Here is a 20,712-nt window from a genome sequence, read left to right on the forward strand (position 1 = left end):
GTAATCAGGTAATCAGGTAATCAGGTAATCAGGTAATCAGGTAATCAGGTAATCAGGTAATCAGGTAATCAGGTAATCAGGTAATCAGGTAATCAGGTAATCAGGTAATCAGGTAATCAGGTAATCATCATAAAACATATTGCATATAAGCAAAATAAATATCGCAGTTATGTGCGACGGATGAACAACCTCACTATTAAAGCCAGATAATGCAATAGACGAGCATATTTTCACTGTCGCGCTGTTTTATAATGTTCATATTGATATTCAACCACTCCATTTCCTCAGTAGGTCACCAATATATCTCTCTCATCTGGACACTCATGATTTCTGCTATCTGTGACCCATATCTCATGTTTTTATGCTGATTGATTTCTCAAAGTAGGGTGTTATCATCTACACATAGAGTAAAGGGCAAACCGGTCGAAAGGTCGGGACGCAAAGCCACCGGTCTAAGGGTTTCAATACCTAAGACAGCGGAGCTGCCATCTGAGAAGAGTGATGTCATAAGCTGTATGCCATTCTCTTTGATTGCGTTGCCCTTTTCGTACAACACATGTAACGAAAAGGACATAAAATGAACACTTCCAACGCCTCTGCCGGTTCCATCCGCAAAAGTATTCTCAGTTACGCCTCCTCTGCCGCCACCGCCTTGCTGCTTGGCGCCGCACTGCTGCCCGGCACAGCCTCAGCTCACGATGGCAGCGTGACCTTCACCGGGACCATCTACGAAACGCCGTGTGATTTTTCGGACAACAGCGTGACCTGCTATTCAGGCATTCAGCGCCAGACCCTGGATTTGGCCAGCCTGCAGCAAGCTGGCAGCCTCAACACTCTCAACAGCACCCTGAATTACAAATTGTCAGAGGGCAGCGCCAAGATGGCCATAGTGACTGTGAGCTACCTCTAACAGCACGAAGTCGCAGCGCCAGATCGCTTGCATTCCCGGGCAAGTGCACCAGTTTGTCCATGACCTGCTGACCAAGGGCTGTAGACAGAAGGACCGGGGTCCTCAGCTGTCTTGTTGTGCTCTTGTCAGCAGCGAGCTCCCGCGTCCTGACCTCCCATACTGTTATTGTCCCCTGTCCCAGGGGGCCTCCTTTTTGTGCCTTTTCTATACCTCCCCCCTCTAATCGCATGCACCAACCGGCTCTCTGTGCGAGCGCGTGAGCCATGGCTCACGCCGTACCGGCGATACCTGACACCTGGCCTTAACAGGCTGGATGCTTAGCCCCCCCAGATGGCAGATGAGTCCTTGCTATCACTGCAGCCCCCAATGGGGCTTGTTTTGTTATGAACCAAGCTAAATAAATGATTTATATCGCCTGATTGGTGAGTTGATAGCCTTTTGGAACTTAGTACATTGCCCGCGATAACCACGCAGACTCTCATCTAAAGGGATAAAAATGAACTATCTGGGTACAAGGTTGCTGCTTCTGGCAGCACCGGGCCTGCTCGCCACTTCGGCGCTGGCCAATTACTCCCCCACCGACTGGCAAGCATACCGGCTGGACAGTGAATCGAGCCGCCAACTGAGCGATCGGATCACCGAAGTCAACTACGAGCTCAGCGCCCGTAATGACAATGCCCCCTATCAGCAACTGCGGGTCTATCGCCGCTTCGACTGGAGCGGTGCCAATCTGATCGCGCTGGCAGAGCAGCAGTGCGGCAAGCCGCAGCTCAAAATCGAGCAGGGTTGGCAGATCCGCTACCTCCTCTGCGAGCAGGTAGTGCCGGTAGGCAAGGCCATCCCTGCCAGCAGCTATGACTTTGGCTACGGCATGAAACAAGGCCGCTGGGAACCCCTGACGGGCACCCCGACCGCTCCGCGTCAGGATCGTCTGTCGTTGGCCGAGCGCATCATCCTGAGTCACAGCGAGCAGGAGCTGGATCGCTGCAAGCTCAATGCCCAGGGCCGCTGTACCGAACAGGTTTGGCAATATCAGCCGCAAAACTGGCAGCAACTGAATGTACTGGAAGAGTCCCCCAACGAGCGGAATGGCCGCCTCGAGCAGATCTTCTTCCGCCTGCAACCTGTGGCCGGTAGTCAGGCCGCCCGCCAGGTGAAAGAGCTCCACGTCTGGCGCCAGTACAGCTGGCAACTGGATCAGGCCAAAACCCAGCAGGAGTGTGATGAACCCCAGACCCGCCAGGAAGGGGACAAGACCATCAGCTACCGGGTTTGTCGCCAGACCCTGCCCGCCGGTAGCAAGGTGCAGGTGGTACTGAAAGACTCCGGCTATCAATACCCGGTCGGTAGCAGCGAATGGCAGACACTGCCGGAAACTGAAGAGTGGCAAGAGAGCCGGGTGCTCAATCGCCCCATAGTGCTGGCCAGCAAGGAGGAGCAGATCGACTGCCGCCGCGCCGATGGCCGCGCCTGCTCCGAGCCGGAACAACCGAGCACGGACCTGCTGGATGCCGACGCAGCCAAGATAGTGCAGGATGCCAGCGGCCAGCCCGCTCCCGTCTGGCAGGAAAACTATGGCCACGATGACACCAAGCTGCTAGCCGTGTCGCGCGGCATCCAGAGCCTGCTGGCGGCCAATCAGCCCGCCCATCCGGCCATGAAGCTGCTGCTCGAATATGTGCGCGCCCACAACTATCACAACTACGGCAAGCACAAGGAAGACGGCCCGGCCGCAGCCGAGGCACTGGCCAAGGCGCTGACCGCGCTCGGCGCCCATCCACGGCTCTATCCGAAGCAGGTCAGCGATGAGGTGGGAGCCGTCATGGGCGCCTGGAGTATCGCCCTGCATGGCCAGTTCAAGAGCCCGGCGGTGCAGAGCCGGTTTGGTACCCTGCTCGGCCAGTTCAACCAGATGCTGGCCTACAGCACCCAGCATGCCCGCGAGATCAATGGTCAGCACGCCTGGGCAACCGGTCTGTTCGATCTGCTCAACTTCCTCGACTTCGCCAGCGACTATAGCGATGCCTTCGCCGCCGATTTCCGCCAGCAGGATGCCGAGCTGCGCAAACAGCTGCACGCCCTAGGCATGAGCGAGCTGTCGCTGTGGCAAGAACGGGATGGTCCGGATCTCTTCCTGCTCAGCAACGTGCTGGATGCCTATACCCGCCTCTACCGGGTCGCCCGTTATACCCGTCCCGACGAGAGCGAAGGCTATCGCAAGCTGCTGGATGACTCCGTCATCGCTCTCATCCGTCATCATGACCTGATCCCCGGCGGTCAACAGAGTCCGGCCCTGCTGGATGACATGTCACTGACCCTCTCCACCTACTATCTGACCTACACGGATCGCACCAGCGAGGCCTGTATCAGCGGTGACTTTGCCGGACTCTGCACCCCGATACGAGTGGAAAACGTGCTGCCGTTCGAGCACACCTGCTCGCCGACCCTGCGCCTGCGAGCCCAGGATCTGAACCAGGAACAGGCCAACGGCATCTGCCACGAGCTGGGCGCCGAGGAGCGGCAGTTCCATCAGCAGATGGAAACAGGCTGGCAGCCGGTGAGTGATGACAACAACGAGGTGCTGGAGCTGGTGATCTTCAACTCCTCCGCCGACTGGAAGCGCTACGGCGGCGCCCTGTTTGGTGGTGTCTCCACCGACAACGGCGGTATCTACATCGAAGGGGATCCGGCGCGTCCCGGCAACCAGGCCCGCTTCTTCGCCTATGAGGCGGAGTGGAAGCGCCCGGCCTTCCAGGTGTGGAACCTCCGCCATGAGTACGTGCACTACCTGGATGGTCGTTTCAACCAGTACGGCAGCTTCGGTCACTACCCGCTCAACCGCACCACCTGGTGGTCGGAAGGGCTGGCGGAGTTCATCGCCCACGGTCAGTGTTTCGCCCGCGGCATGGATAACGTCTCGGATCGCCCGGCGGCCGAGCGACCGAGCCTGGCCGACATACTGCACCTGGATTACGACAAGGGTGGCGATATGGTCTACTCCTGGTCCTATACGGTGCATCGCTTCCTGAACGAGACCGGCCGCGGCGCCAGCTGGCTGGCCATGGCCCAAGCCCTGCGCAACCCGGATAAGCAGCAGGCGATGAACGCCTTCGAGGCCGAGCTGGATCAGTTGATCGCGAGCGACAGCGAGGCCTACCAGAGCTGGCTGAGCCGCGATCTGCTGCCCTGGTGGGAAGCCAACAAGGAGTCTGACGAGTGCAAGGCGAACGACTCCTCCCACTGAGGATGAGACGCTAGCGACAAGGGGCAGCCACGGCTGCCCCTTGTTTTTATACGAGAGGTTTTTATCGGTGCAGGATCAACCGGTTAGCCAGCCACAGGATGCGACAACCTTTGCCCGAGTGATGCCATCGGCCGCTATCAAGCCTGACGTGCAGCGGTAACTTGTAATAGAATGACCCCCTGTCACCTATTACTTCAGATCTGAACCGCACCGCGCATGAAGAAGTTTGCCAAGATCCTCCTCGCCTGCTTTTGCCTGTTGCTGGCATCTGCCGCCATGCTGCTGGGCTACAGCGAGTGGACCATCTCGGATGCCCGTCATTACACCTATGACGACGTCGATGCGGTCCCCTACAACCGGGTCGCTTTGGTGCTCGGCACCTCCAAGTACCTGATCGGGGGCAGTCCGAACCACTACTTCAAGTACAGGATCAAGGCTGCCGCCGAGCTCTACAACAACGGCAAAGTGGACTACATCCTGGTCTCCGGTGACAACGCTACCGTGCAATACAACGAGCCACGCCAGATGCGGCGGGCCCTGATCCAGGCCGGTATCCCGGCCAAGGCCATCTACAGCGACTACGCCGGCTTTCGCACCCTGGACTCCATCGTGCGCGCCAAGGAGGTGTTTGGTCAGGCCCACTTCACCGTGGTATCGCAAGCCTTTCACAACGAGCGCGCCATCTTTATCGCCCGCCACTTCGGCATCGAGGCCGTCGGCTTCAACGCCAAGGATCCCAGCGCCTATCAAGGTATCAAGACCCGGGTACGCGAGGTATTCGCCCGCCTGATGGGACTGCTCGATCTCTACGTGCTGGACAAGGGGCCCAAGTTCCTCGGCGAGCCCATCGTCATCGGCGGCCCCACCCCTTGCCAGACCCTGAGCACCATAGGTACAAGCCAGCCCTGCCTGCCCATCCCGCCGGTTGCGCCTGCCGCCAGCGCGGCCACCGCAAGCAAGGGGGCCGATACCGCCAGCGCTGCCGCAGCAACCAGTGCGGCGCTCTCGACCGGCCCGGCCATGGCAACCCATGGCGCAGCCCCCGCTTCAACGCCCTGACAAGACACAAACAAGAGACCCGCCATCAGACGGGTCTCTTTCATTTGGCTGCGTGCACAATCCTGCCGACGGTCATGCCAGCGCGGCACGATAGCGGCGTGCCACCTCGTGCCAGTCGATCACCCGATAGAAAGCGGCGATGTAATCGGGCCGCTTGTTCTGGTACTTGAGGTAATAGGCGTGCTCCCACACATCCAGTCCCAGTATGGGCACATGGCCCTGCATCAAGGGGCTGTCCTGGTTGGCGCTGCTCTCCACCCGCAATCTTCCCTCCTCATCCACCACCAGCCAGGCCCAACCGCTGCCAAACCGGCTTAGCGCCGCTTGGGTAAAAGCCTGCCTGAAGACCTCCAGTCCGCCCAGATCCCGATTGATCGCCTCAGCTAGCTCGCCGCTCGGCTCACCGCCGCCGTGCGGGCTCATCACCTGCCAGAACAGGCTGTGGTTGGCGTGACCGCCACCGTGATTGCGCACCGCCCCCTGCACGTTCACCGGCAGGCTGTCGAAACGGGCAAGCAGCGCCTCCACCGTCAGGGCCGCCAGCTCGGGGAGATCGGCCAGGGCGGCGTTGAGGTTGGTGATGTAGGTCTGATGGTGACGACTGTGATGGATCTCCATAGTCAGCGCGTCTATGTGGGGTTCCAGCGCGTCGTAGCCGTAGGCAAGGGCTGGCAGGGTATGACTCATGATCACCTCTTTTTAGTGTGATTAATGCAGTTGATAGGCTGGCTCGGTCTGACACAGACACTGACCGAGACAGCGCTGAATGGCATCCTGGGTGCCATGTTTGCGCACGAAGGCGAGCAGCTCGGTGCGGGTGCTACGGGTGTGGCGCAGGGCCGCATCCCTCAAGGGGCCAGGGCTGGCGGGGGACTGGCTGGTGGCGAGCAGACAGTCGTGGATATGGCACAGCAGATCGGCGGCACGCTCCGGCAACGCCATGGCCACCAGCAGATCCGCCAGATTGTGGTGAGCCACCACCAGCGCGGCCACCGCCTCGTCTGCATCGTGCCAGCAGGCCAACTGCTGGCGCGCCAGCCACAATGCCTGCTGGTAATAGGCAAGCGCCTTGGCGTGTTCGCCGGCATCGAAGTGGCGATTGCCGCTCAGGGTCTGCACTTTCCAGTTCACCATGCTGCTGTCGGCGTCGCTCGAACCGACCCATCCCTTCACCCAGGTTCCCGTCATGATCTCCACCACTCAAATGATAATAATTATTATTTAACTTATATGGGGCCCGAACACAAGGGATACGTGTGCCAGCTCCCCCCACAGCACTGCCCATATGGGTAAGGCTTTTTTGAATCTGTCTGTTTAGTGATCACTTGCACAGATACAAGCGACCCTATTCGCCATGCTGGTTGGCACTGGCATGAGGCCGGTGGCTGTCGGAGCGGCAGCCTGTTTTCACAAGGATGATGACGATGAAAAGATGGCTATTGGTGCTGCTGTGCGCCCTGCCCATACTGGGCCAGGCGGCAGGTTATACCCAGACCCGTTACCCCATAGTGCTGGTGCACGGGCTGTTCGGCTTCGACAGGTTGCTCGGGGTCGATTACTTCTACGGGATCCCCCAGGCGCTGACCCGGGACGGCGCCCGGGTCTACGTGGCCAAAGTCTCCGCCACCGAGAGCTCGGAGCGGCGCGGTGAGCAGCTGCTCAAGCAGGTGCAGCAGGTACTCGCCATCACGGGGGCTGACAAGATCAATCTCATTGGCCACTCTCACGGCGGCCCCACCATACGCTACGTCGCCTCGGTAGCCCCCGAGCTGGTCGCCTCCGCCACCAGCGTGGGAGGCGCCAACTATGGCTCCGAAATCGCCGATCTGGTGCGCGCCAAGGTGGCGCCGGGCTCGGTGGCCGAGAAGCTGGCGGTAGCCGCTGCCTCGGCGCTGTCCGGCGTCATCTCATTGCTCTCCGGCGCCAGCCAGCTGCCACAGGATCCCCTCGCCACCCTCGATGCCCTGACCAGCGCAGGTGCCCAGCGCTTCAACCAGCGCTACCCCGAGGGGTTGCCCGACCAGTATTGCGGTGAAGGGCCTCTGCAGGCTGCCAACGGCGTCTACTACTTCTCCTGGAGCGGGCGCGGCAACATGACCAACATACTGGATCCGGTGGATCCCGCGCTGGCCCTCACCGGCAGCTTCTTCAGCGAGCCCAACGACGGTCTGGTCGGGGTGTGCAGCAGCCATCTTGGCAAGGTGATTGGTACCGGCTACCGGATGAACCATCTGGACGAGGTGAATCAGTCGTTCGGCATCCACCACCTGTTTGAAACCGATCCTGTCACCCTCTATCGCCAGCACGCCAATCGCTTGCAGGGGCTGGGACTATGAAAAAATCCCTGCTAATCGCCGTGTCCCTGGGGGCTGCCCTGCTACTGGGGGCCGTCCTGTTCTCGCCCGACCCGCAGCCAGATCTGACGGCGGCCCCCGAACAGGGGGCCCTGCGCCACCAGCTGGCCCAGCGTCTGGAACGGGGGGAGATGAACGCAGAGGACGAGCTGCTGGCCCGCTACCAGAGCTTTCTGGCGGCGGAGGGCAGCCTGACGGTACCGGCGGATCCTGGCCTCGCCAGCCTGCTGGTGCTGTTTGACGAGCGCGAGCAGCTGCGCCAGCAGAGCTTCACCCCGGCCGAGCAGGATCAGCTGTTTGCCGAAGACAGGTTGATGGAACAGTGGACCCTGCGCCGCAAGGCGCTGGCAGAGACGAGCGAGGCCGACAAAAAGATGCTGGCCGATGAACTCGATCTCTGGCTGGCGGAACAGCCCCAGTGGTTCAGGGAAGCCGAGGCCAATAGCCGTCTGCTCGGTGATCTGCAGGCGTTGGAGCCACTGGCGCCCGCCGAACGCGACGCCGTGCTGCTGGAGAGGCTGGGACCTGAAGCGATGGATCGGCTGCATCAGCTGGAGCAAGGCTGGCAAGGGTTCGAACGACAGCTAGCGGGCTATCTGGCCGAACTCAAGCCCCTGCCCGCCCTTGCTCGGGCCGAACAGCAGCAGGAAATACTGGCCCGCTGGTTTCCCGCCGAGCAATGGCGGCGGGTAGAGGCGTTGACCCGGCTGCAGCTCGGGGAACAACCATAAACAACAAGGGGGCCCCGACGCGGCCCCCTTAGTTCATGCTGCAACCGCACTCATTGCGGCTTGTTGGCACCGGGCAGTGGCTGCCAGGTGAGGCGGGTCACTTGTGTTCCCTGCACCTCGCACTTGAGGCTAAGATCCTGCCACCCCTTCTCCTGACGCAGGGAGACTTCCCCCTCGATCCCCTGATCGCCAATCTTCAGCATCTCCTGCTCGAAGATCACCTTGTCACCCCTGGCGAGCTCCATCAGCCTGCCATTGCAGAGCCAGTGGGCGAGATCCGCCCCCTTCAGCTTGACCTCCCCCTTGGCCGCCTTCTGCTCGACCGGGCTCGGGGCAAATAGCTTAGTCAACTCGGCGGCCCGTTTGGTGAGCCAGGCTTCGCGCTGCTGCATGCCCATCTTGCTGACGAACTCGGCCGGCTGGCCCTTGTCGTCCAGCCAGTGGGTAAGCGTCCCCTTCTCATCGAAGGCGAACTGGGCCGCAGGCTCCTTCACCCCGAACAGTTTGCCCCCCTTGAAGTAGTAACGGCTCTCCCCTTCCAGCTTGCCCTGCTCGTTCATGATGGGCACGGCTATGATGACGGGGAAACCATCGATCCAGGCCTTGATGTCGACACCATCATGGCTGAACAGGCGAGTGTCGAGGGCGTTCTCAGCCCCCCGCTCCATCAGGGTGAACTGCTCTGCGAGAGAAGCAGCCACAGAGGGCAGGGAACAGATCCCCAGCCCCAAGCCCAGACTCAGGGCGATCACTGTATTGCGCATTAAGTGTCCTGTGATTGGCCGATAGGCCAAGGTTAACTTTCTACCAACCAGGCCCGCAACCCCTCCCTGTGCTTCTCACTCAGGGGAAGGGACTGGCGGGTCTGATAGTCAAAATGGATCAGGGTCGTCTCGGCGGTGACGGCCAGCTCGCCGCCCTGCCAGGCTTCCTGCCAGAGCGTGAAAGAGCTGGAGCCAATGCGACGCACCCCGGTTTTGATCGCTACCTGCTGGCCATAAAACAGCTCCCGTTTGAACTGCACCGTGTAACCCGCGATGATCAGATGCCAATTATGCACATCCAGCTCGGGGGAGAAGATGCGAAACAGGGGATCCCTGGCCGCTTCGAACCAGACCGCCGGCACCGTATTGTTGATGTGACCGAGGGCATCTGTCTCTTGAAAACGGGGTTGGATCTGCATTTCCAGCATGGGCGACTCCTTGTCAGCAGGGGCTTGGTAACTAGCCATCATCAATGAATCAAGATGTTACCTGATATCCAGTCCGAAAAGACAGGGTACTGCGCTTTCCCCCAGCGCTGGCCAATCTGTGTCGCAACCCCCGCACTGCCGTTGGCTCAGGACAAAAAATACCCGCACACCCGGGTGTGCGGGGTTGTCAGGTCGGCCTTAACTCATCAGATCAAAACGGTCCGCATTCATCACCTTGTTCCAGGCACTGATGAAATCGCAGACGAACTTCTCCTTGTTGTCATCCTGGGCATAGACCTCGGCGTAGGCACGCAGTACCGAGTTGGAGCCGAACACCAGATCGATCCGGGTCGCCGTCCATTTCACCTTGCCGCTCTTGCGATCGCGCACCTCATACAAACGCTCTCCCGCTGGGTGCCAGGTGTTGGCAATATCGGTGAGGTTGACGAAGTAGTCGTTGGTCAAGACCCCTTCTCGCTCGGTAAAGACACCGTGCCGGGTGCCGCCATGGTTGGTACCGAGCACCCGCATGCCGCCCACCAGTACCGTCATCTCATGGGCCGTCAGCCCCATCAGCTGGGTGCGATCCAGCATCAGCTCCTCCGCTGTGACCGCATAGTCCCCCTTCAACCAGTTGCGGTAACCGTCAGCCAGCGGCTCAAGCACGTCGAACGAAGCCACATCGGTCTGGGCCTGACTGGCATCTCCACGACCCGGATTGAAGGGGACTGTCACCTCGACCCCGGCGGCCCTGGCCGCCAGCTCAACCCCCAGGTTACCCGCCAGCACTATCACATCTGCCACGCTGATCTGGCTGGCGGCAGCAATGGGTTCCAGCACCTTGAGCACCCGCGCCAGTCTCGCCGGTTCATTGCCTTCCCACTCCTTCTGCGGGGCCAGCCGGATACGGGCACCGTTGGCACCGCCACGCAGATCCGAGCCCCGGAAAGTACGGGCGCTGTCCCAGGCGGTAGTGACCAGGTCGCTGATGGAGAGGCCACTGGCGGCAATCTTGGCCTTCACCACCGCCACGTCATAATCGGTACGCCCAGCGGGAACCGGATCCTGCCAGATCAGCTCTTCAGCCGGCACATAAGGCCCCACATAGCGGGTTTTCGGCCCCAGATCCCTGTGAGTCAGCTTGAACCAGGCACGGGCAAAAGTGTCAGAGAAACGGGCCGGATCAGCGCGGAAACGCTCGGCTATCTTGCGGTACTCGGGGTCGAACTTCAGCGCCATGTCGGCGTCGGTCATGATGGGATTGTGGCGAATGGCGGGATCTTCCGCATCCACCGGCTTGTCCTCCTCCCCTATGTTGACGGGCTCCCACTGCCAGGCACCGGCCGGGCTCTTTTTCAGTTCCCACTCGTAGTTGAACAGCAGGTAGAAGTAGCCGTTGTCCCAACGGGTGGGGTGGGTGGTCCAGGCCCCTTCAATCCCGCTGGTCACCGCATGGCGGCCAATGCCGCGCTGGGTCTTGTTGAGCCAGCCCAACCCCTGATCCGCGACATCGGCGCCTTCCGGCTCGGGCCCGAGCAACTTGGCGTCCCCATTGCCGTGGCACTTGCCTACCGTGTGTCCCCCGGCCGTCAGGGCGACTGTCTCTTCGTCATCCATCGCCATGCGGGCAAAGGTAACCCGCATGTCCTTGGCTGTTTTCAACGGATCCGGATTCCCATCCACCCCTTCCGGGTTGACGTAGATGAGACCCATCATCACTGCCGCCAGCGGGTTGGCCAGATCCCGCTCGCCAGAGTAACGGCCACCGGGCTTGCTGCTCGGTGCCAGCCACTCCTTCTCCGCTCCCCAATAGATGTCTTTCTCGGGGTGCCAGATATCCTCGCGGCCAAAGGCGAAACCGAACGTTTTGAGCCCCATGGACTCATAAGCCACGGTGCCGGCCAGAATGATCAGATCAGCCCAGCTGATCTTGTTGCCGTACTTTTTCTTGATGGGCCACAGCAGGCGCCGGGCCTTGTCCAGGTTGGCGTTGTCAGGCCAGGAGTTGAGAGGAGCAAAACGCTGATTGCCGGTACTGCCACCACCACGACCATCGGCGATGCGGTAGGTACCGGCCGAGTGCCAGGCCATACGGATCATCAGGCCGCCATAGTGGCCCCAGTCTGCCGGCCACCAATCCTGGCTGTCGGTCATCAGGGCGGTCACATCCTGCTTGAGGGCCGCCATGTCGAGCTTCTTGAGCTCTTCCCGGTAATTGAAACCGGGCCCCAGCGGATTGGTCTTGGTATCGTGCTGATGGAGAATGTCGAGGTTGAGGCTTTTTGGCCACCACGCCATGTTGGCTTGCTCGCCGGAGGTGGTACCACCGTGCATGACCGGGCATTGTCCTTGGGAACGTTCTGAATTGTTGCTCATCGTTTTCCTCATTTGCTCTGCTGTCCATAACCTCAACCAGCATGGCACTTTGGAATTGAATGTCCAATGAACTGCGACCTGCCGACCCATCGTAAAAACCGCAATCAAGACAGGATGACGATCTGCCGAAAGCGCCCCTACAGGTACAAGGTGGGGCGAGCTCGGTTCAACCCGCAACACGTGCGTCGCACTTACTCCGGCCTCAGCCAGGCACTGCGAAAATCGAACCAGCCGAGCGCCGTCATGCGCACCCCGTGTACCCCGACCCGACTCTCCAGCTCCAGCCAGTGATGAAACAGGGGCACAAACCAGCCCTGTTGCTGCACCCGGGCCAGCAGGGCGCGCGGGCCTGGCTCCTCACCGCTGGCACGCCACTGCGTCAGACCCTGCCACAGGGGTCGCTGGCTTGCCCACACTTTACGCAGCAGCGGCGTGCCCAGCAGCCAGGCGTAGGGGGCGAAGGCGTGCTCGTGTTCCAGGTTGAGGCTGCCGAGCCAGAGGTCCACGTCTTCATCCGCCCCGCTCACCCAGCGGCCGTAATCCAGGGTGCGCACCTCGAGCCGGATCCCCTGTTCCGCCAGCAGGCTGGTCATGGCCACGGCGCACTCGTTGAACTCCGGATGCTGGTTGAAACAGGCCAATACCAGGGTCGCTGGCAAGCGTGCCGGCGTTGGCAACGGCGCAGGCAGGGCCTCACGCCAGTGAGGCAGCAGGCCGAGGGCACTGGTCCAGCCCCGCTGCAACTCGGGGGTGACCCGCCCCATCAGGGCGACCGGATTGAGCTGCTGGCCGAGCCACTGGCGCAAGACGGGATCCTGCAAGGATCCGGAACGATCGTCCTGCAGCAGGAAATAGCAACCCGATTCAAGCTCCGACTCGCCACGCATGGTGCCCAGCTCCGGGCGGTCACGGCCCAGCTGCAGGTGGGTCTCCAGTCGATCCGCCAGATCCGGCAACATCCAGATGTCGATCTCGTCGAGCAGGGCGCGCAGACCGAAGTAGTCGTCGAAGGCCGTCAGACACAGGTGCAGGGGGTCGTTGGCCGCCACCTTGTAGGGGCCAGTACCGACCGGCTGCAGGGCAAAACCCGCCTCTCCCTTGAGTTCGCGCGGCAAGATGGCGGCTACCGGCTCGGCCAGCAGATGGGGCAGCAGGGGATCCGGACTGTCGAGATACATATCCAGGGTGCGCGGCCAGGGGCTCTCCAGCCGGGCCAGATGGGCAAACAGCGGGCGATCCTGCAGGGCCAGCAGGCTCTCGATCACATCTTCCACCCCCAGCTCGCGCCCATGGTGAAAACGCACTGCCGGGCGCAGGTAAAAGCGCCAGTGACAAGGACCGAGGCACTCCCAGTGGTGGGCCAGATCCGCCTCTATTTCCCCATTTTCCTCATTTCGTCGGGTCAGGCCGTTGAAGATCTGGCGGCTCAGGTGGATTTCGGAGCGGCGCATGGGGCCGGTCGGCAGCAACTGGGGCAACGGCCGGTAGTAGGGCACCCGCAGGATCTGGCGCCCTTCCCGGGTGGCCTGACCGAGCTGTTCGATCAGCAGTGGGGTAAGCAGATCGAGGCGATCTTCCGCCAGTCGTACCGCCTGCGCCAACTGGCCCTGACTCAGCAGATCCCGCAACCGGCGCCGGGTCAGGCTCTCCTGGTTGTCCAGTAACACCAGCCGTGAGCGCCGCCCCCTGCCCGCCTCGGCCGACCAGCTGAGCCAGCCCTGATCCTGCATCCGCCGCAGCAGCAGACGGGCGTTGCGCGGGGTGCAGCAGAGCAGATCCGCCACCTCGGCGAGGCTGATCTCCCGCTCATCACTGCCAAGCAGCTGAGCGAGTCGTTGAAATTGCTGGTAGAGGCGACCGGTTGGCATAAAAGAGGAAATCCTATTGCTGTAATCCATCAGTTTTTACTTCCTCATTTTAGCTCAATACTGGTGGCGAACGTGAGAACCACAGCACAGGAGCACTATGATGAGCCAAGCCACCCCCCTCAAACCGAACCGGATCCAGCAGACCCTGCGTCGTTACTTCAAGCGGATCCTGCCCAAGCCGCTGGCCCTTATCGAGGATCCAATGCACCAGCTCAACCGCCTGATGCAGTGGGACATGCACCAGATAGACGACAAGGAGTATCGTCGCCGTCTCTGAGTGCCATCCCTCACACAGGTCGCTCAAGGGCTCGCTGGCGCAATTGCGTTGCCGGATCTTGCTGTTTACATCGGCTACGGGCCTGATAGATTGGACGTCTATCCATCTATAACTGCGACAAGCAACATCCAACAAGGAGTGTGTGATGAAAGATGCGACCCTGGCCCTGCACCACGGCTTTTCCAGCGACCCCACCACCAAGGCGGTCGCTGTGCCCATCTACCAGACGGTGGCCTACGAGTTCGACAGCGCCCAGCACGGGGCGGACCTGTTCAATCTGGCGGTGCCGGGCAACATCTATACCCGCATCATGAATCCCACCAACGATGTACTGGAACAGCGGATGGCCGCGCTGGAAGGGGGGATTGCCGGTCTGGTGGTCTCGGCGGGTTCTGCCGCCATCACCTACGCCATCCAGGCGCTAACCGCCGCCGGTGACAACATCGTCTCCACGCCCCAGCTCTATGGCGGCACCTACACCTTGTTCGCCCACATGCTGCCAAGCTTCGGGGTCGAGGTACGCTTCGCCAAAGATGACAGCGCCGAGGCCATCGCCGCCCTCATCGACGACAAGACCAAGGCAGTCTACTGCGAGAGCATCGGCAACCCGGCGGGCAACATCGTCGATCTGGCCGCCTTCGCCAAGGTGGCCCACGCCCGTGGCGTGCCGCTCATCGTCGACAACACGGTCGCCACCCCAGTGCTGTGCAAACCCATCGAACACGGTGCCGACATCGTCGTGCACAGCCTGACCAAATATGTCGGCGGTCACGGCAACTCGCTGGGCGGCGTCATCGTCGACTCGGGCAAGTTCCCCTGGGCGGATAACGCCGAACGCTTCCCCCAGCTCACCCAGCCCGAGCCCTCCTACCACGGGGTGGTCTACACACAAGCCTTCGGCCCGGCCGCCTTCATTGGCCGGGTGCGCACCGTGCCCCTGCGCAATACCGGCGCGGCGCTGGCTCCCATGAACGCCTTCCTGCTGCTGCAGGGGCTTGAAACCCTGAGCCTGCGCATGGAGCGCCACGTGGACAACGCCCTGCGGGTCGCCCACCACCTCAAGCATCACCCGAAAGTAGCCTGGGTCAGCTACGCCGGTCTGCCGGGTCACCCCCACTATTTGCTGGCGGAGAAGTACATGGGGGGCCGGCCGTCGGCCATCCTCTCGTTCGGCTTGAAGGAGGGCTATGAGGCCGGGGTGCGTTTCTACGATGCGCTCAAGATTTTCAAGCGGCTGGTCAACATAGGCGACGCCAAGTCGCTGGCCTGCCACCCCGCCTCCACCACCCATCGCCAGTTGAGCGAGGAGGAGCAGGTCAGGGCCGGGGTCAAGCCGGAGATGATCCGCTTGTCGGTGGGGATCGAAGCGATCGAGGACATACTGGCGGATCTGGATCAGGCGCTGGAGGCATAAGCCAGGCGTTGAGCGAGCGGGCATCAGCCCGCTCTCTTGATTGCGCCATGCCAGTGAACCAGTCACCTCCCCGACGCGTATACCGACTCCTGCCACCGAATCGAGGTTTCAATGATAATCCTGCACCACCTGAACAAGTCCCGCTCCCAGCGCATCATCTGGCTGCTCGAAGAGCTGGGGCTGCCTTACCAGATCAAGGCCTACCAGCGCGACGCCACCACCTTTCTGGCACCGCCCGAACTCAAGGCCATCCACCCCCTCGGCAAGTCGCCTGTTATCGAGCTCGACGGCCGGGTGCTGGCAGAATCCGGCGCCATCACCGAGTACCTGATAGCCCGATACGCCCCCGAGCGACTGGCTCCGGCCCCAGATAGCCCCGAGTACCCCGAGTACCTGCAGTGGCTCCACTTTGCCGAGAGCTCAGGCATATTGCCGCTGTTGCTGGATATGTTCGTGCGCAAAGATGGCAGCCCGATGCGCTTCCTGCCGGACTACGCCAAAGCGGAGTGTGCCAAGGTGCTGGGTTATCTGAACGAGGTGCTGGCAAACCGCCACTATCTGGTGGGGGAGCGTCTCTCCGGCGCCGACATCATGAACTCCTTCCTGGTGGATCTGCTGGCCCAAGGCGGCCAGCTGGCCCATTTCCCGCACCTGCAAACCTACTGGCTGCGACTCAATACCCATCAGGCCCGCCAAAAAGCAGTGGTGCTGGAGCGCGAGCTGGATCTGGGCGCCTGACCCTCTAGCCTCAGCGCCTCACCCCAGAATGCAACACGCCCCGACTATCGGGGCGTGCTCTTTTCAGCTCGTCAGCCAAATGATCAGAGTGCATGGGCAAGGACCCTGGCGACTGTGATTGCCCGGCTCTCTCTTTCGCCCGAAGCTGAAACCCCTGACTTACAGGGCGTGGGAAAGGATCCGGGCGACCTTGTCCGGGTCTATATCCTGCTGCTCTCCCAGTGCCGTCAGGCCGAAGCGCTTGAGGTTGGAGCAGATGCCGGGGATGCAGCTCTCGCTCAGGCCGTAGTCGGCAAGACGGGTGCCCACCCCCATCTGCTGGAAGAACTGCTCGGTGCGGATGATCGCCTCCTCGATGCGCAGCGCCTTGTCCTCCCGGCTCGAATGCCACACCCGTTCGGCGAACTGGGCCAGCTTCTCCTGCTTCTGGGCCGCCTGCTCACGCAGCAGGGAGGGCAGCACCACCGCCAGACTCTGGGCATGATCCAGCCCATGCAGCGCGGTGAGCTGGTGACCGATGGCATGGGTGGACCAGTCCTGCGGCACGCCGCGGCCGATGAGACCATTGAGCGCCAGGCTGGCGGCCCACATCAGGTTGGCGCGCACCTGATAATTGGTGGGATCCACCAGGGCTTTGGGGCCGTTATCCACCAGCACCTGTAGCAAGCCTTCCGCCAGCCTGTCCTGCACCTCGCCTCCCACCGGGAAGGTGAGGTACTGCTCAATGATATGGACGAAAGCATCCACCACCCCATTGCCGACCTGGCGGGCGGGCAGGCTGTAGGTGGTGGCGGGATCGAGCACGGCAAACACAGGTTGCACCAGCGGATTCATGAAAGAGAGCTTGGCCTCCCCCCGGCTCACTACGGCGGCGGGATTGCTCTCCGAGCCGGTGGCGGGCAGGGTCAGCACGCAGCCCAGCGGCAACGCCGCCTTGACGGGTGCCTTGTGCAGCAGTACCTCCCAGGGATCTTCACCCTCAAAGCAGGCAGCAGCGGCCACGAACTTGGTGCCATCCACCACGGATCCACCGCCGACCGCCAGCAGGAAGTCGATGCGCTCGCGCTTCACCAGCGCCACCGCCTCCATCAGCTGATCGTACCGGGGGTTGGCGCCAATACCGGGGAACTCCTGCCAATCCCTGCCCGCCAACGCCTGGGTCAACTGCTCATAGACGCCGTTCTGCTTGATGCTACCACCGCCGTAGAGCACCAGCAGGCGGCTGTCCGCCGGGATTAGATCGGGCAAGCTGGCGATCTGGCCTTCACCGAAACAGACGCGGGTAGGATTGGCATATTGGAAGTTGTACACGGCAGAGCCCTCGGTTGAATGCACGCAGGGAATTGTGCGCCAGTGGCTCCATGAGGTCAAAAACGGGAGTGGGCTATCAACACATGCATTGCGTTCGGGTCCGCATAGTGCCCAAAAAAAATAGTGTCCGGGCAGAAATAGTGCCTGAGAAAAATAGCGCCGGAGGAAAGTAGCAACTCCCAATCCCCCCTGCCGACGCTACCTAAGCCGCGCTAGCAGGCTCAGTCCGATCAAACAGAGAGCGGCATCCACCCTCTTTTTTGCTGCCTCTTTTGTGGCGCAGGTCAGCCCATTCAGTGCCGATATTCAACCCGGCCATGGCGCCCAGACAGGGGCAAGTGCTTGCCCCTGGCGACAACGAATTGCCGTGCGAGTCGACCGGCCATCACTCAGGCGCGCTTGGTCTCTTCCTTATGGTGCACTCTTCTTGCCGGTGAGGCGATCCATGGCATCTTGCAGCATGGTCTCCTTCTGCTCGTTCAAGGCCTTGCTCTGCTGCTCGCGCTCTTCGGCAGACAGCTGCTTGTTGTCGGCGATCTCCTTGAGTTTTCCTTCTATCTCGTTGAATTTATTGCGATCAAACCCCAGCGCCTTGTCCACCAGTTGCTGCATCATGCCCCCTTGTCTGAACTGAGGTCCAGCGCTGGCGGCAGTTTGCTGTTCTTGGCCAGGTGCTCATAGGTGAGCGTCTGCTGAGCCTTGCTGGTCAGTCGCTGGGAGGAGAGGTTGACCAGCTCCTCCCAGCCGCCCCCCTGACCACCGTCGGCACTGCTAAGGGTGGCAAGGGCACGGGAATTGGACGCACTCTGGGCAAGCTGCTGGCTGTAGGGTTTGATATCCATGGGGGCTCCAATTCGGTAGGCATATCCGGCATGGCGCGTTGGCCGATCCGGTGACATGGGGCGCCAAGCCCCACCATTATCAATCAAACCAGCAAGTTACAGGCCAACTTGCCAGATGAGCCGAGATCCTGCATGCAGGCTGGCGCCACACCCATTGCTCACCGCCGCATGGCGTCAGAATCATGACTCCTGCGCCGCCTCGCCATGACGCGGCGGCATATTTATCTACACTCGACCGCCACCATCAGAGCAAGACAAGCATTAGCGCGAACATCGCAAAACAACCCCAGAGACATACAATGTTGGCGTCAACCACGGGAAAAAATACTTGGCCTTTCGACCCGCCCGGCAGAACGGGGGCAAGCGCTGGAAACTCGGCAACGGGCGAATGACCGACCTCACCAAACGCCGCGAGAAGAAGTATCCGGAGGAGGAGTTCAAGCAGATCATGAGCCTGTAATCGGCTCACCAAAACAAAGAGGCACCCCGGGTGCCTCTTCTCATTTCGTCAAACGATCAACTCAGCGGCGGCTGATATGGAGCGGGCCGAAGGTCTGGGCCACCGGCATGATCTCTATGCTGTTGATGTTGACGTGGGCGGGCTGCTGGCTGACCCAGAGCACCGTATTGGCGATGTCTTCCGGCTGAATGGCCTGCACCCCCTGATAGACGGTGGCCGCCTTGGCGTCATCACCGTGAAAGCGCACGTTGGAAAACTCGGTGCCGCCACACAGGCCCGGTTCCACATTGGTAACGCGGATGGCCGTGCCCGCCAAATCGGCGCGCAGGTTCAGGCTGAACTGCTTCACGAACGCCTTGGTGGCGCCGTAGACGTTGCCGCCCGGATAGGGGTAGGTGCCAGCGATGGAGCCGATGTTGACGACGTGACCACGATTGCGCGCCACCATGCCTGGCAGCAGCAGGCGGGTGAGCAGGGTCAGACCGCTGATGTTGGTGGCGATCATCTGCTCCCAGTCTTCGAGCTCCGCCTTGTGGGCAGGCTCCAGCCCCAGCGCCAGACCGGCGTTGTTGACCAGCAGATCCACTTCGCTCCAGGCGGCTGACAGACCCGCGATGGCAGCGCGGGTAGCCACCTTGTCCTGCACGTCGAACACCAGCGGCAGGAACTGCTCGCCCAGCTCGTCAGCCAGTGCTGCCAGCCGCTCGGCGCGGCGGCCGGTGCCTATCACCCGATAGCCCGCACTCACCAGCTGACGGCTGATGGCCTCACCAAAACCGGACGAGGCGCCCGTTACCATTACAATCATCGCATCCTCCTTGCCTAGATAGGCGCGAAATATATCATTATCTACCGTCTCGAATAAAACGAAATATGAGCCTCGCCTGAAATTAAGGGCAGGGGTCGATAGCATGGCCATAAAATATGCATGAATGCGTTTTCATATCCATCTAAATAACCCGTCAAAGACATTTATTATCTTTGCATTAATTTTCGTTTGACGCCCATTATCTGAATACGTAGCATGCGCCCCCCGAGCACACTAACAACAATTAAATATGGATATTAATAATAATGATGGCCTATATCGTCAGGCCGCCCTGCACGTGGAAAATCACTCCGAGGAGACCCGCTTCGCCTCGCAGGCGCAGACTCTCGCCCAACGCGGGTTTGTCGTCACCCTGCTCGACATAGACGCGGCCCTGCCGCCTACGCCGGTCGATGCCGGTTATGTGGATAACGCGCAGATCCCCGTCGCCGCCGTCTCACTGACCGCCTACCACCTGGCAATGGGGCTGTATCCCGTCGTCTATCAAGGGGAAAACCATGGTCGCCTAGTGCGGCATGTGGTCCCACGCCGAGGGGTGGAGCATCAGGTCAGCTCTCAGGGCTCCCGGGTGACCTTCTACCCGCATGTCGATAATCCCGATCTCGCCCTGCGCAACGAGGTCTTCCCCGTATACGCCACCCCCAGTCCTGACACCCAGACCCTGCTCTGCCTGCGTAAAAAGGCGGGAGTCGCCACCAGCTTACTGCTGCTCGACGACGTGCTAGGCGACCTCTCAGAACAGGATCTGGCGCGGCTGTCCGAACCCTGCTTCCAGGTCAAACGACCAGCTTCTTTCGAGTACCAGTCCGTCTGCAGCCATGACGTCCCCCTGCTGCTACAAGATGAGCGCGGGCACCGCTGCTCGCGTTTCGATTACCACAACGTGATCACTCACAGCGCCCGCCACCTTCCGGCCCTGGAGAGGATGCGTGCGTCGGCTAGGGACGAAAAGAAATGGCTGTCTCTGGAGTTGGAGCCTGGGCAGGGCGAGAGCGTGAACATATTGTTAAAATTCACCCAATTTGTTGAGGCCAGCATTGAGTACCTTTTCCAGGTATTCACTGCTCATTCCTGCAATCTTTTGCTTCCGTCTGATGCTCGCTTTGC

General features: G+C 61.0%; 18 protein-coding genes, 1 pseudogene and 1 riboswitch. Of the genes and pseudogenes, 10 read left to right on the forward strand and 9 right to left on the reverse strand.

Going from position 1 to position 20,712, the window contains the following annotated elements:
- Positions 1–403 precede the first annotated feature (403 nt).
- Positions 404–490: riboswitch (cyclic di-GMP riboswitch) on the forward strand.
- Between the two features lie 87 nt (positions 491–577).
- The 3 genes from GWQ22_RS17685 to GWQ22_RS17695 all read left to right on the forward strand — a co-directional run bounded on the left by GWQ22_RS17685 (position 578) and on the right by GWQ22_RS17695 (position 5,213).
- Entirely contained in the window at positions 578–910 is a 333-nt protein-coding gene (locus tag GWQ22_RS17685; RefSeq protein ID WP_108536764.1) for a fimbrial protein, read from the forward strand.
- Positions 911–1,406: 496 nt separating this feature from the next.
- Positions 1,407–4,154: a collagenase gene (locus GWQ22_RS17690; protein WP_275931120.1), complete on the forward strand. Its 2,748-nt coding sequence runs from the start codon at positions 1,407–1,409 to the stop codon at positions 4,152–4,154.
- Positions 4,155–4,370: 216 nt separating this feature from the next.
- On the forward strand, positions 4,371–5,213 hold the full coding sequence (locus GWQ22_RS17695) for an ElyC/SanA/YdcF family protein (RefSeq protein WP_275931121.1): 843 nt from the start codon (positions 4,371–4,373) through the stop codon (positions 5,211–5,213).
- 72 nt (positions 5,214–5,285) lie between these two features.
- Here the strand turns inward: GWQ22_RS17695 and GWQ22_RS17700 are convergent, their stop codons facing one another.
- The gene (locus GWQ22_RS17700) at positions 5,286–5,900 is read right to left on the reverse strand and encodes a superoxide dismutase (protein WP_212514179.1); all 615 of its coding nucleotides are present in this window, start codon (positions 5,898–5,900) and stop codon (positions 5,286–5,288) included.
- Between the two features lie 21 nt (positions 5,901–5,921).
- Positions 5,922–6,347 (reverse strand): hypothetical protein, encoded by a 426-nt coding sequence (locus GWQ22_RS17705; RefSeq protein WP_275931134.1) that lies wholly within the window; start codon positions 6,345–6,347, stop codon positions 5,922–5,924.
- 290 nt (positions 6,348–6,637) lie between these two features.
- On the opposite strand from GWQ22_RS17705, the gene GWQ22_RS17710 reads away from it, so the two are divergent.
- A complete protein-coding gene (locus GWQ22_RS17710) occupies positions 6,638–7,549 on the forward strand; it encodes a triacylglycerol lipase (RefSeq protein ID WP_275931122.1) in 912 nt (303 codons plus the stop codon).
- A complete protein-coding gene (locus GWQ22_RS17715) occupies positions 7,546–8,298 on the forward strand; it encodes a lipase secretion chaperone (RefSeq protein ID WP_275931123.1) in 753 nt (250 codons plus the stop codon). Before GWQ22_RS17710 ends, GWQ22_RS17715 begins: the two co-directional genes overlap by 4 nt.
- A gap of 50 nt (positions 8,299–8,348) precedes the next feature.
- Here GWQ22_RS17715 and GWQ22_RS17720 read toward each other — a convergent pair whose 3' ends face one another.
- The 4 genes from GWQ22_RS17720 to sgrR form a co-directional block, all read right to left on the reverse strand.
- Positions 8,349–9,062 carry a hypothetical protein gene (locus GWQ22_RS17720; RefSeq protein ID WP_275931124.1) on the reverse strand — a complete coding sequence of 238 codons (714 nt, stop codon included), beginning with the start codon at positions 9,060–9,062 and terminating at the stop codon, positions 8,349–8,351.
- Between the two features lie 32 nt (positions 9,063–9,094).
- Positions 9,095–9,490 (reverse strand): thioesterase family protein, encoded by a 396-nt coding sequence (locus GWQ22_RS17725; protein ID WP_042039144.1) that lies wholly within the window; start codon positions 9,488–9,490, stop codon positions 9,095–9,097.
- Between the two features lie 198 nt (positions 9,491–9,688).
- The gene (katG, locus tag GWQ22_RS17730; RefSeq protein WP_275931125.1) at positions 9,689–11,866 is read right to left on the reverse strand and encodes a catalase/peroxidase HPI; all 2,178 of its coding nucleotides are present in this window, start codon (positions 11,864–11,866) and stop codon (positions 9,689–9,691) included.
- Positions 11,867–12,057: 191 nt separating this feature from the next.
- Complete coding sequence (gene sgrR / locus GWQ22_RS17735; protein ID WP_275931126.1) at positions 12,058–13,734, reverse strand: HTH-type transcriptional regulator SgrR; 1,677 nt, start codon at positions 13,732–13,734, stop codon at positions 12,058–12,060.
- A 100-nt stretch (positions 13,735–13,834) separates the two neighbouring features.
- On the opposite strand from sgrR, the gene GWQ22_RS17740 reads away from it, so the two are divergent.
- From GWQ22_RS17740 to GWQ22_RS17750, 3 genes are all read left to right on the forward strand, one after another.
- Positions 13,835–14,011: a hypothetical protein gene (locus tag GWQ22_RS17740; RefSeq protein WP_108536772.1), complete on the forward strand. Its 177-nt coding sequence runs from the start codon at positions 13,835–13,837 to the stop codon at positions 14,009–14,011.
- 145 nt (positions 14,012–14,156) lie between these two features.
- The gene (locus tag GWQ22_RS17745) at positions 14,157–15,425 is read left to right on the forward strand and encodes an aminotransferase class I/II-fold pyridoxal phosphate-dependent enzyme (RefSeq protein ID WP_275931127.1); all 1,269 of its coding nucleotides are present in this window, start codon (positions 14,157–14,159) and stop codon (positions 15,423–15,425) included.
- A gap of 111 nt (positions 15,426–15,536) precedes the next feature.
- A complete protein-coding gene (locus GWQ22_RS17750) occupies positions 15,537–16,163 on the forward strand; it encodes a glutathione S-transferase (RefSeq protein WP_275931128.1) in 627 nt (208 codons plus the stop codon).
- A gap of 159 nt (positions 16,164–16,322) precedes the next feature.
- Here the strand turns inward: GWQ22_RS17750 and GWQ22_RS17755 are convergent, their stop codons facing one another.
- Together GWQ22_RS17755 and GWQ22_RS21905 are read right to left on the reverse strand one after the other, a co-directional pair.
- Complete coding sequence (locus tag GWQ22_RS17755) at positions 16,323–17,498, reverse strand: iron-containing alcohol dehydrogenase (protein ID WP_275931129.1); 1,176 nt, start codon at positions 17,496–17,498, stop codon at positions 16,323–16,325.
- A 387-nt stretch (positions 17,499–17,885) separates the two neighbouring features.
- Positions 17,886–18,316: pseudogene (locus GWQ22_RS21905) on the reverse strand (hypothetical protein).
- Between the two features lie 328 nt (positions 18,317–18,644).
- Here GWQ22_RS21905 and GWQ22_RS17770 point away from each other — a divergent pair.
- Entirely contained in the window at positions 18,645–18,776 is a 132-nt protein-coding gene (locus GWQ22_RS17770; RefSeq protein WP_275931132.1) for a hypothetical protein, read from the forward strand.
- A 61-nt stretch (positions 18,777–18,837) separates the two neighbouring features.
- Here GWQ22_RS17770 and GWQ22_RS17775 read toward each other — a convergent pair whose 3' ends face one another.
- Positions 18,838–19,584: an SDR family oxidoreductase gene (locus GWQ22_RS17775; protein ID WP_275931133.1), complete on the reverse strand. Its 747-nt coding sequence runs from the start codon at positions 19,582–19,584 to the stop codon at positions 18,838–18,840.
- A gap of 250 nt (positions 19,585–19,834) precedes the next feature.
- Between GWQ22_RS17775 and GWQ22_RS17780 the strand changes: the two genes are divergently transcribed.
- On the forward strand, positions 19,835–20,712 hold an 878-nt coding region (locus tag GWQ22_RS17780; protein WP_275931135.1), incomplete at its 3' end, for a hypothetical protein.

The sequence above is a fragment of the Aeromonas sp. 1HA1 genome (assembly GCF_029237385.1).
Taxonomy (GTDB): Bacteria; Pseudomonadota; Gammaproteobacteria; order Enterobacterales; family Aeromonadaceae; genus Aeromonas; species Aeromonas popoffii.

Excerpts from the sequence above, each read along its gene's own strand:
- GWQ22_RS17685 (WP_108536764.1), top strand. The coding sequence starts at position 578 with ATGAACACTTCCAACGCCTCTGCCGGTTCCATCCGCAAAAGTATTCTC.
- GWQ22_RS17690 (WP_275931120.1), top strand. The coding sequence starts at position 1,407 with ATGAACTATCTGGGTACAAGGTTGCTGCTTCTGGCAGCACCGGGCCTG.
- GWQ22_RS17695 (WP_275931121.1), top strand. The coding sequence starts at position 4,371 with ATGAAGAAGTTTGCCAAGATCCTCCTCGCCTGCTTTTGCCTGTTGCTG.
- GWQ22_RS17700 (WP_212514179.1), bottom strand. The coding sequence starts at position 5,900 with ATGAGTCATACCCTGCCAGCCCTTGCCTACGGCTACGACGCGCTGGAA.
- GWQ22_RS17705 (WP_275931134.1), bottom strand. The coding sequence starts at position 6,347 with ATGGTGAACTGGAAAGTGCAGACCCTGAGCGGCAATCGCCACTTCGAT.
- GWQ22_RS17710 (WP_275931122.1), top strand. The coding sequence starts at position 6,638 with ATGAAAAGATGGCTATTGGTGCTGCTGTGCGCCCTGCCCATACTGGGC.
- GWQ22_RS17715 (WP_275931123.1), top strand. The coding sequence starts at position 7,546 with ATGAAAAAATCCCTGCTAATCGCCGTGTCCCTGGGGGCTGCCCTGCTA.
- GWQ22_RS17720 (WP_275931124.1), bottom strand. The coding sequence starts at position 9,062 with ATGCGCAATACAGTGATCGCCCTGAGTCTGGGCTTGGGGCTGGGGATC.
- GWQ22_RS17725 (WP_042039144.1), bottom strand. The coding sequence starts at position 9,490 with ATGCTGGAAATGCAGATCCAACCCCGTTTTCAAGAGACAGATGCCCTC.
- katG (WP_275931125.1), bottom strand. The coding sequence starts at position 11,866 with ATGAGCAACAATTCAGAACGTTCCCAAGGACAATGCCCGGTCATGCAC.
- sgrR (WP_275931126.1), bottom strand. The coding sequence starts at position 13,734 with ATGCCAACCGGTCGCCTCTACCAGCAATTTCAACGACTCGCTCAGCTG.
- GWQ22_RS17740 (WP_108536772.1), top strand. The coding sequence starts at position 13,835 with ATGAGCCAAGCCACCCCCCTCAAACCGAACCGGATCCAGCAGACCCTG.
- GWQ22_RS17745 (WP_275931127.1), top strand. The coding sequence starts at position 14,157 with ATGAAAGATGCGACCCTGGCCCTGCACCACGGCTTTTCCAGCGACCCC.
- GWQ22_RS17750 (WP_275931128.1), top strand. The coding sequence starts at position 15,537 with ATGATAATCCTGCACCACCTGAACAAGTCCCGCTCCCAGCGCATCATC.
- GWQ22_RS17775 (WP_275931133.1), bottom strand. The coding sequence starts at position 19,584 with ATGATTGTAATGGTAACGGGCGCCTCGTCCGGTTTTGGTGAGGCCATC.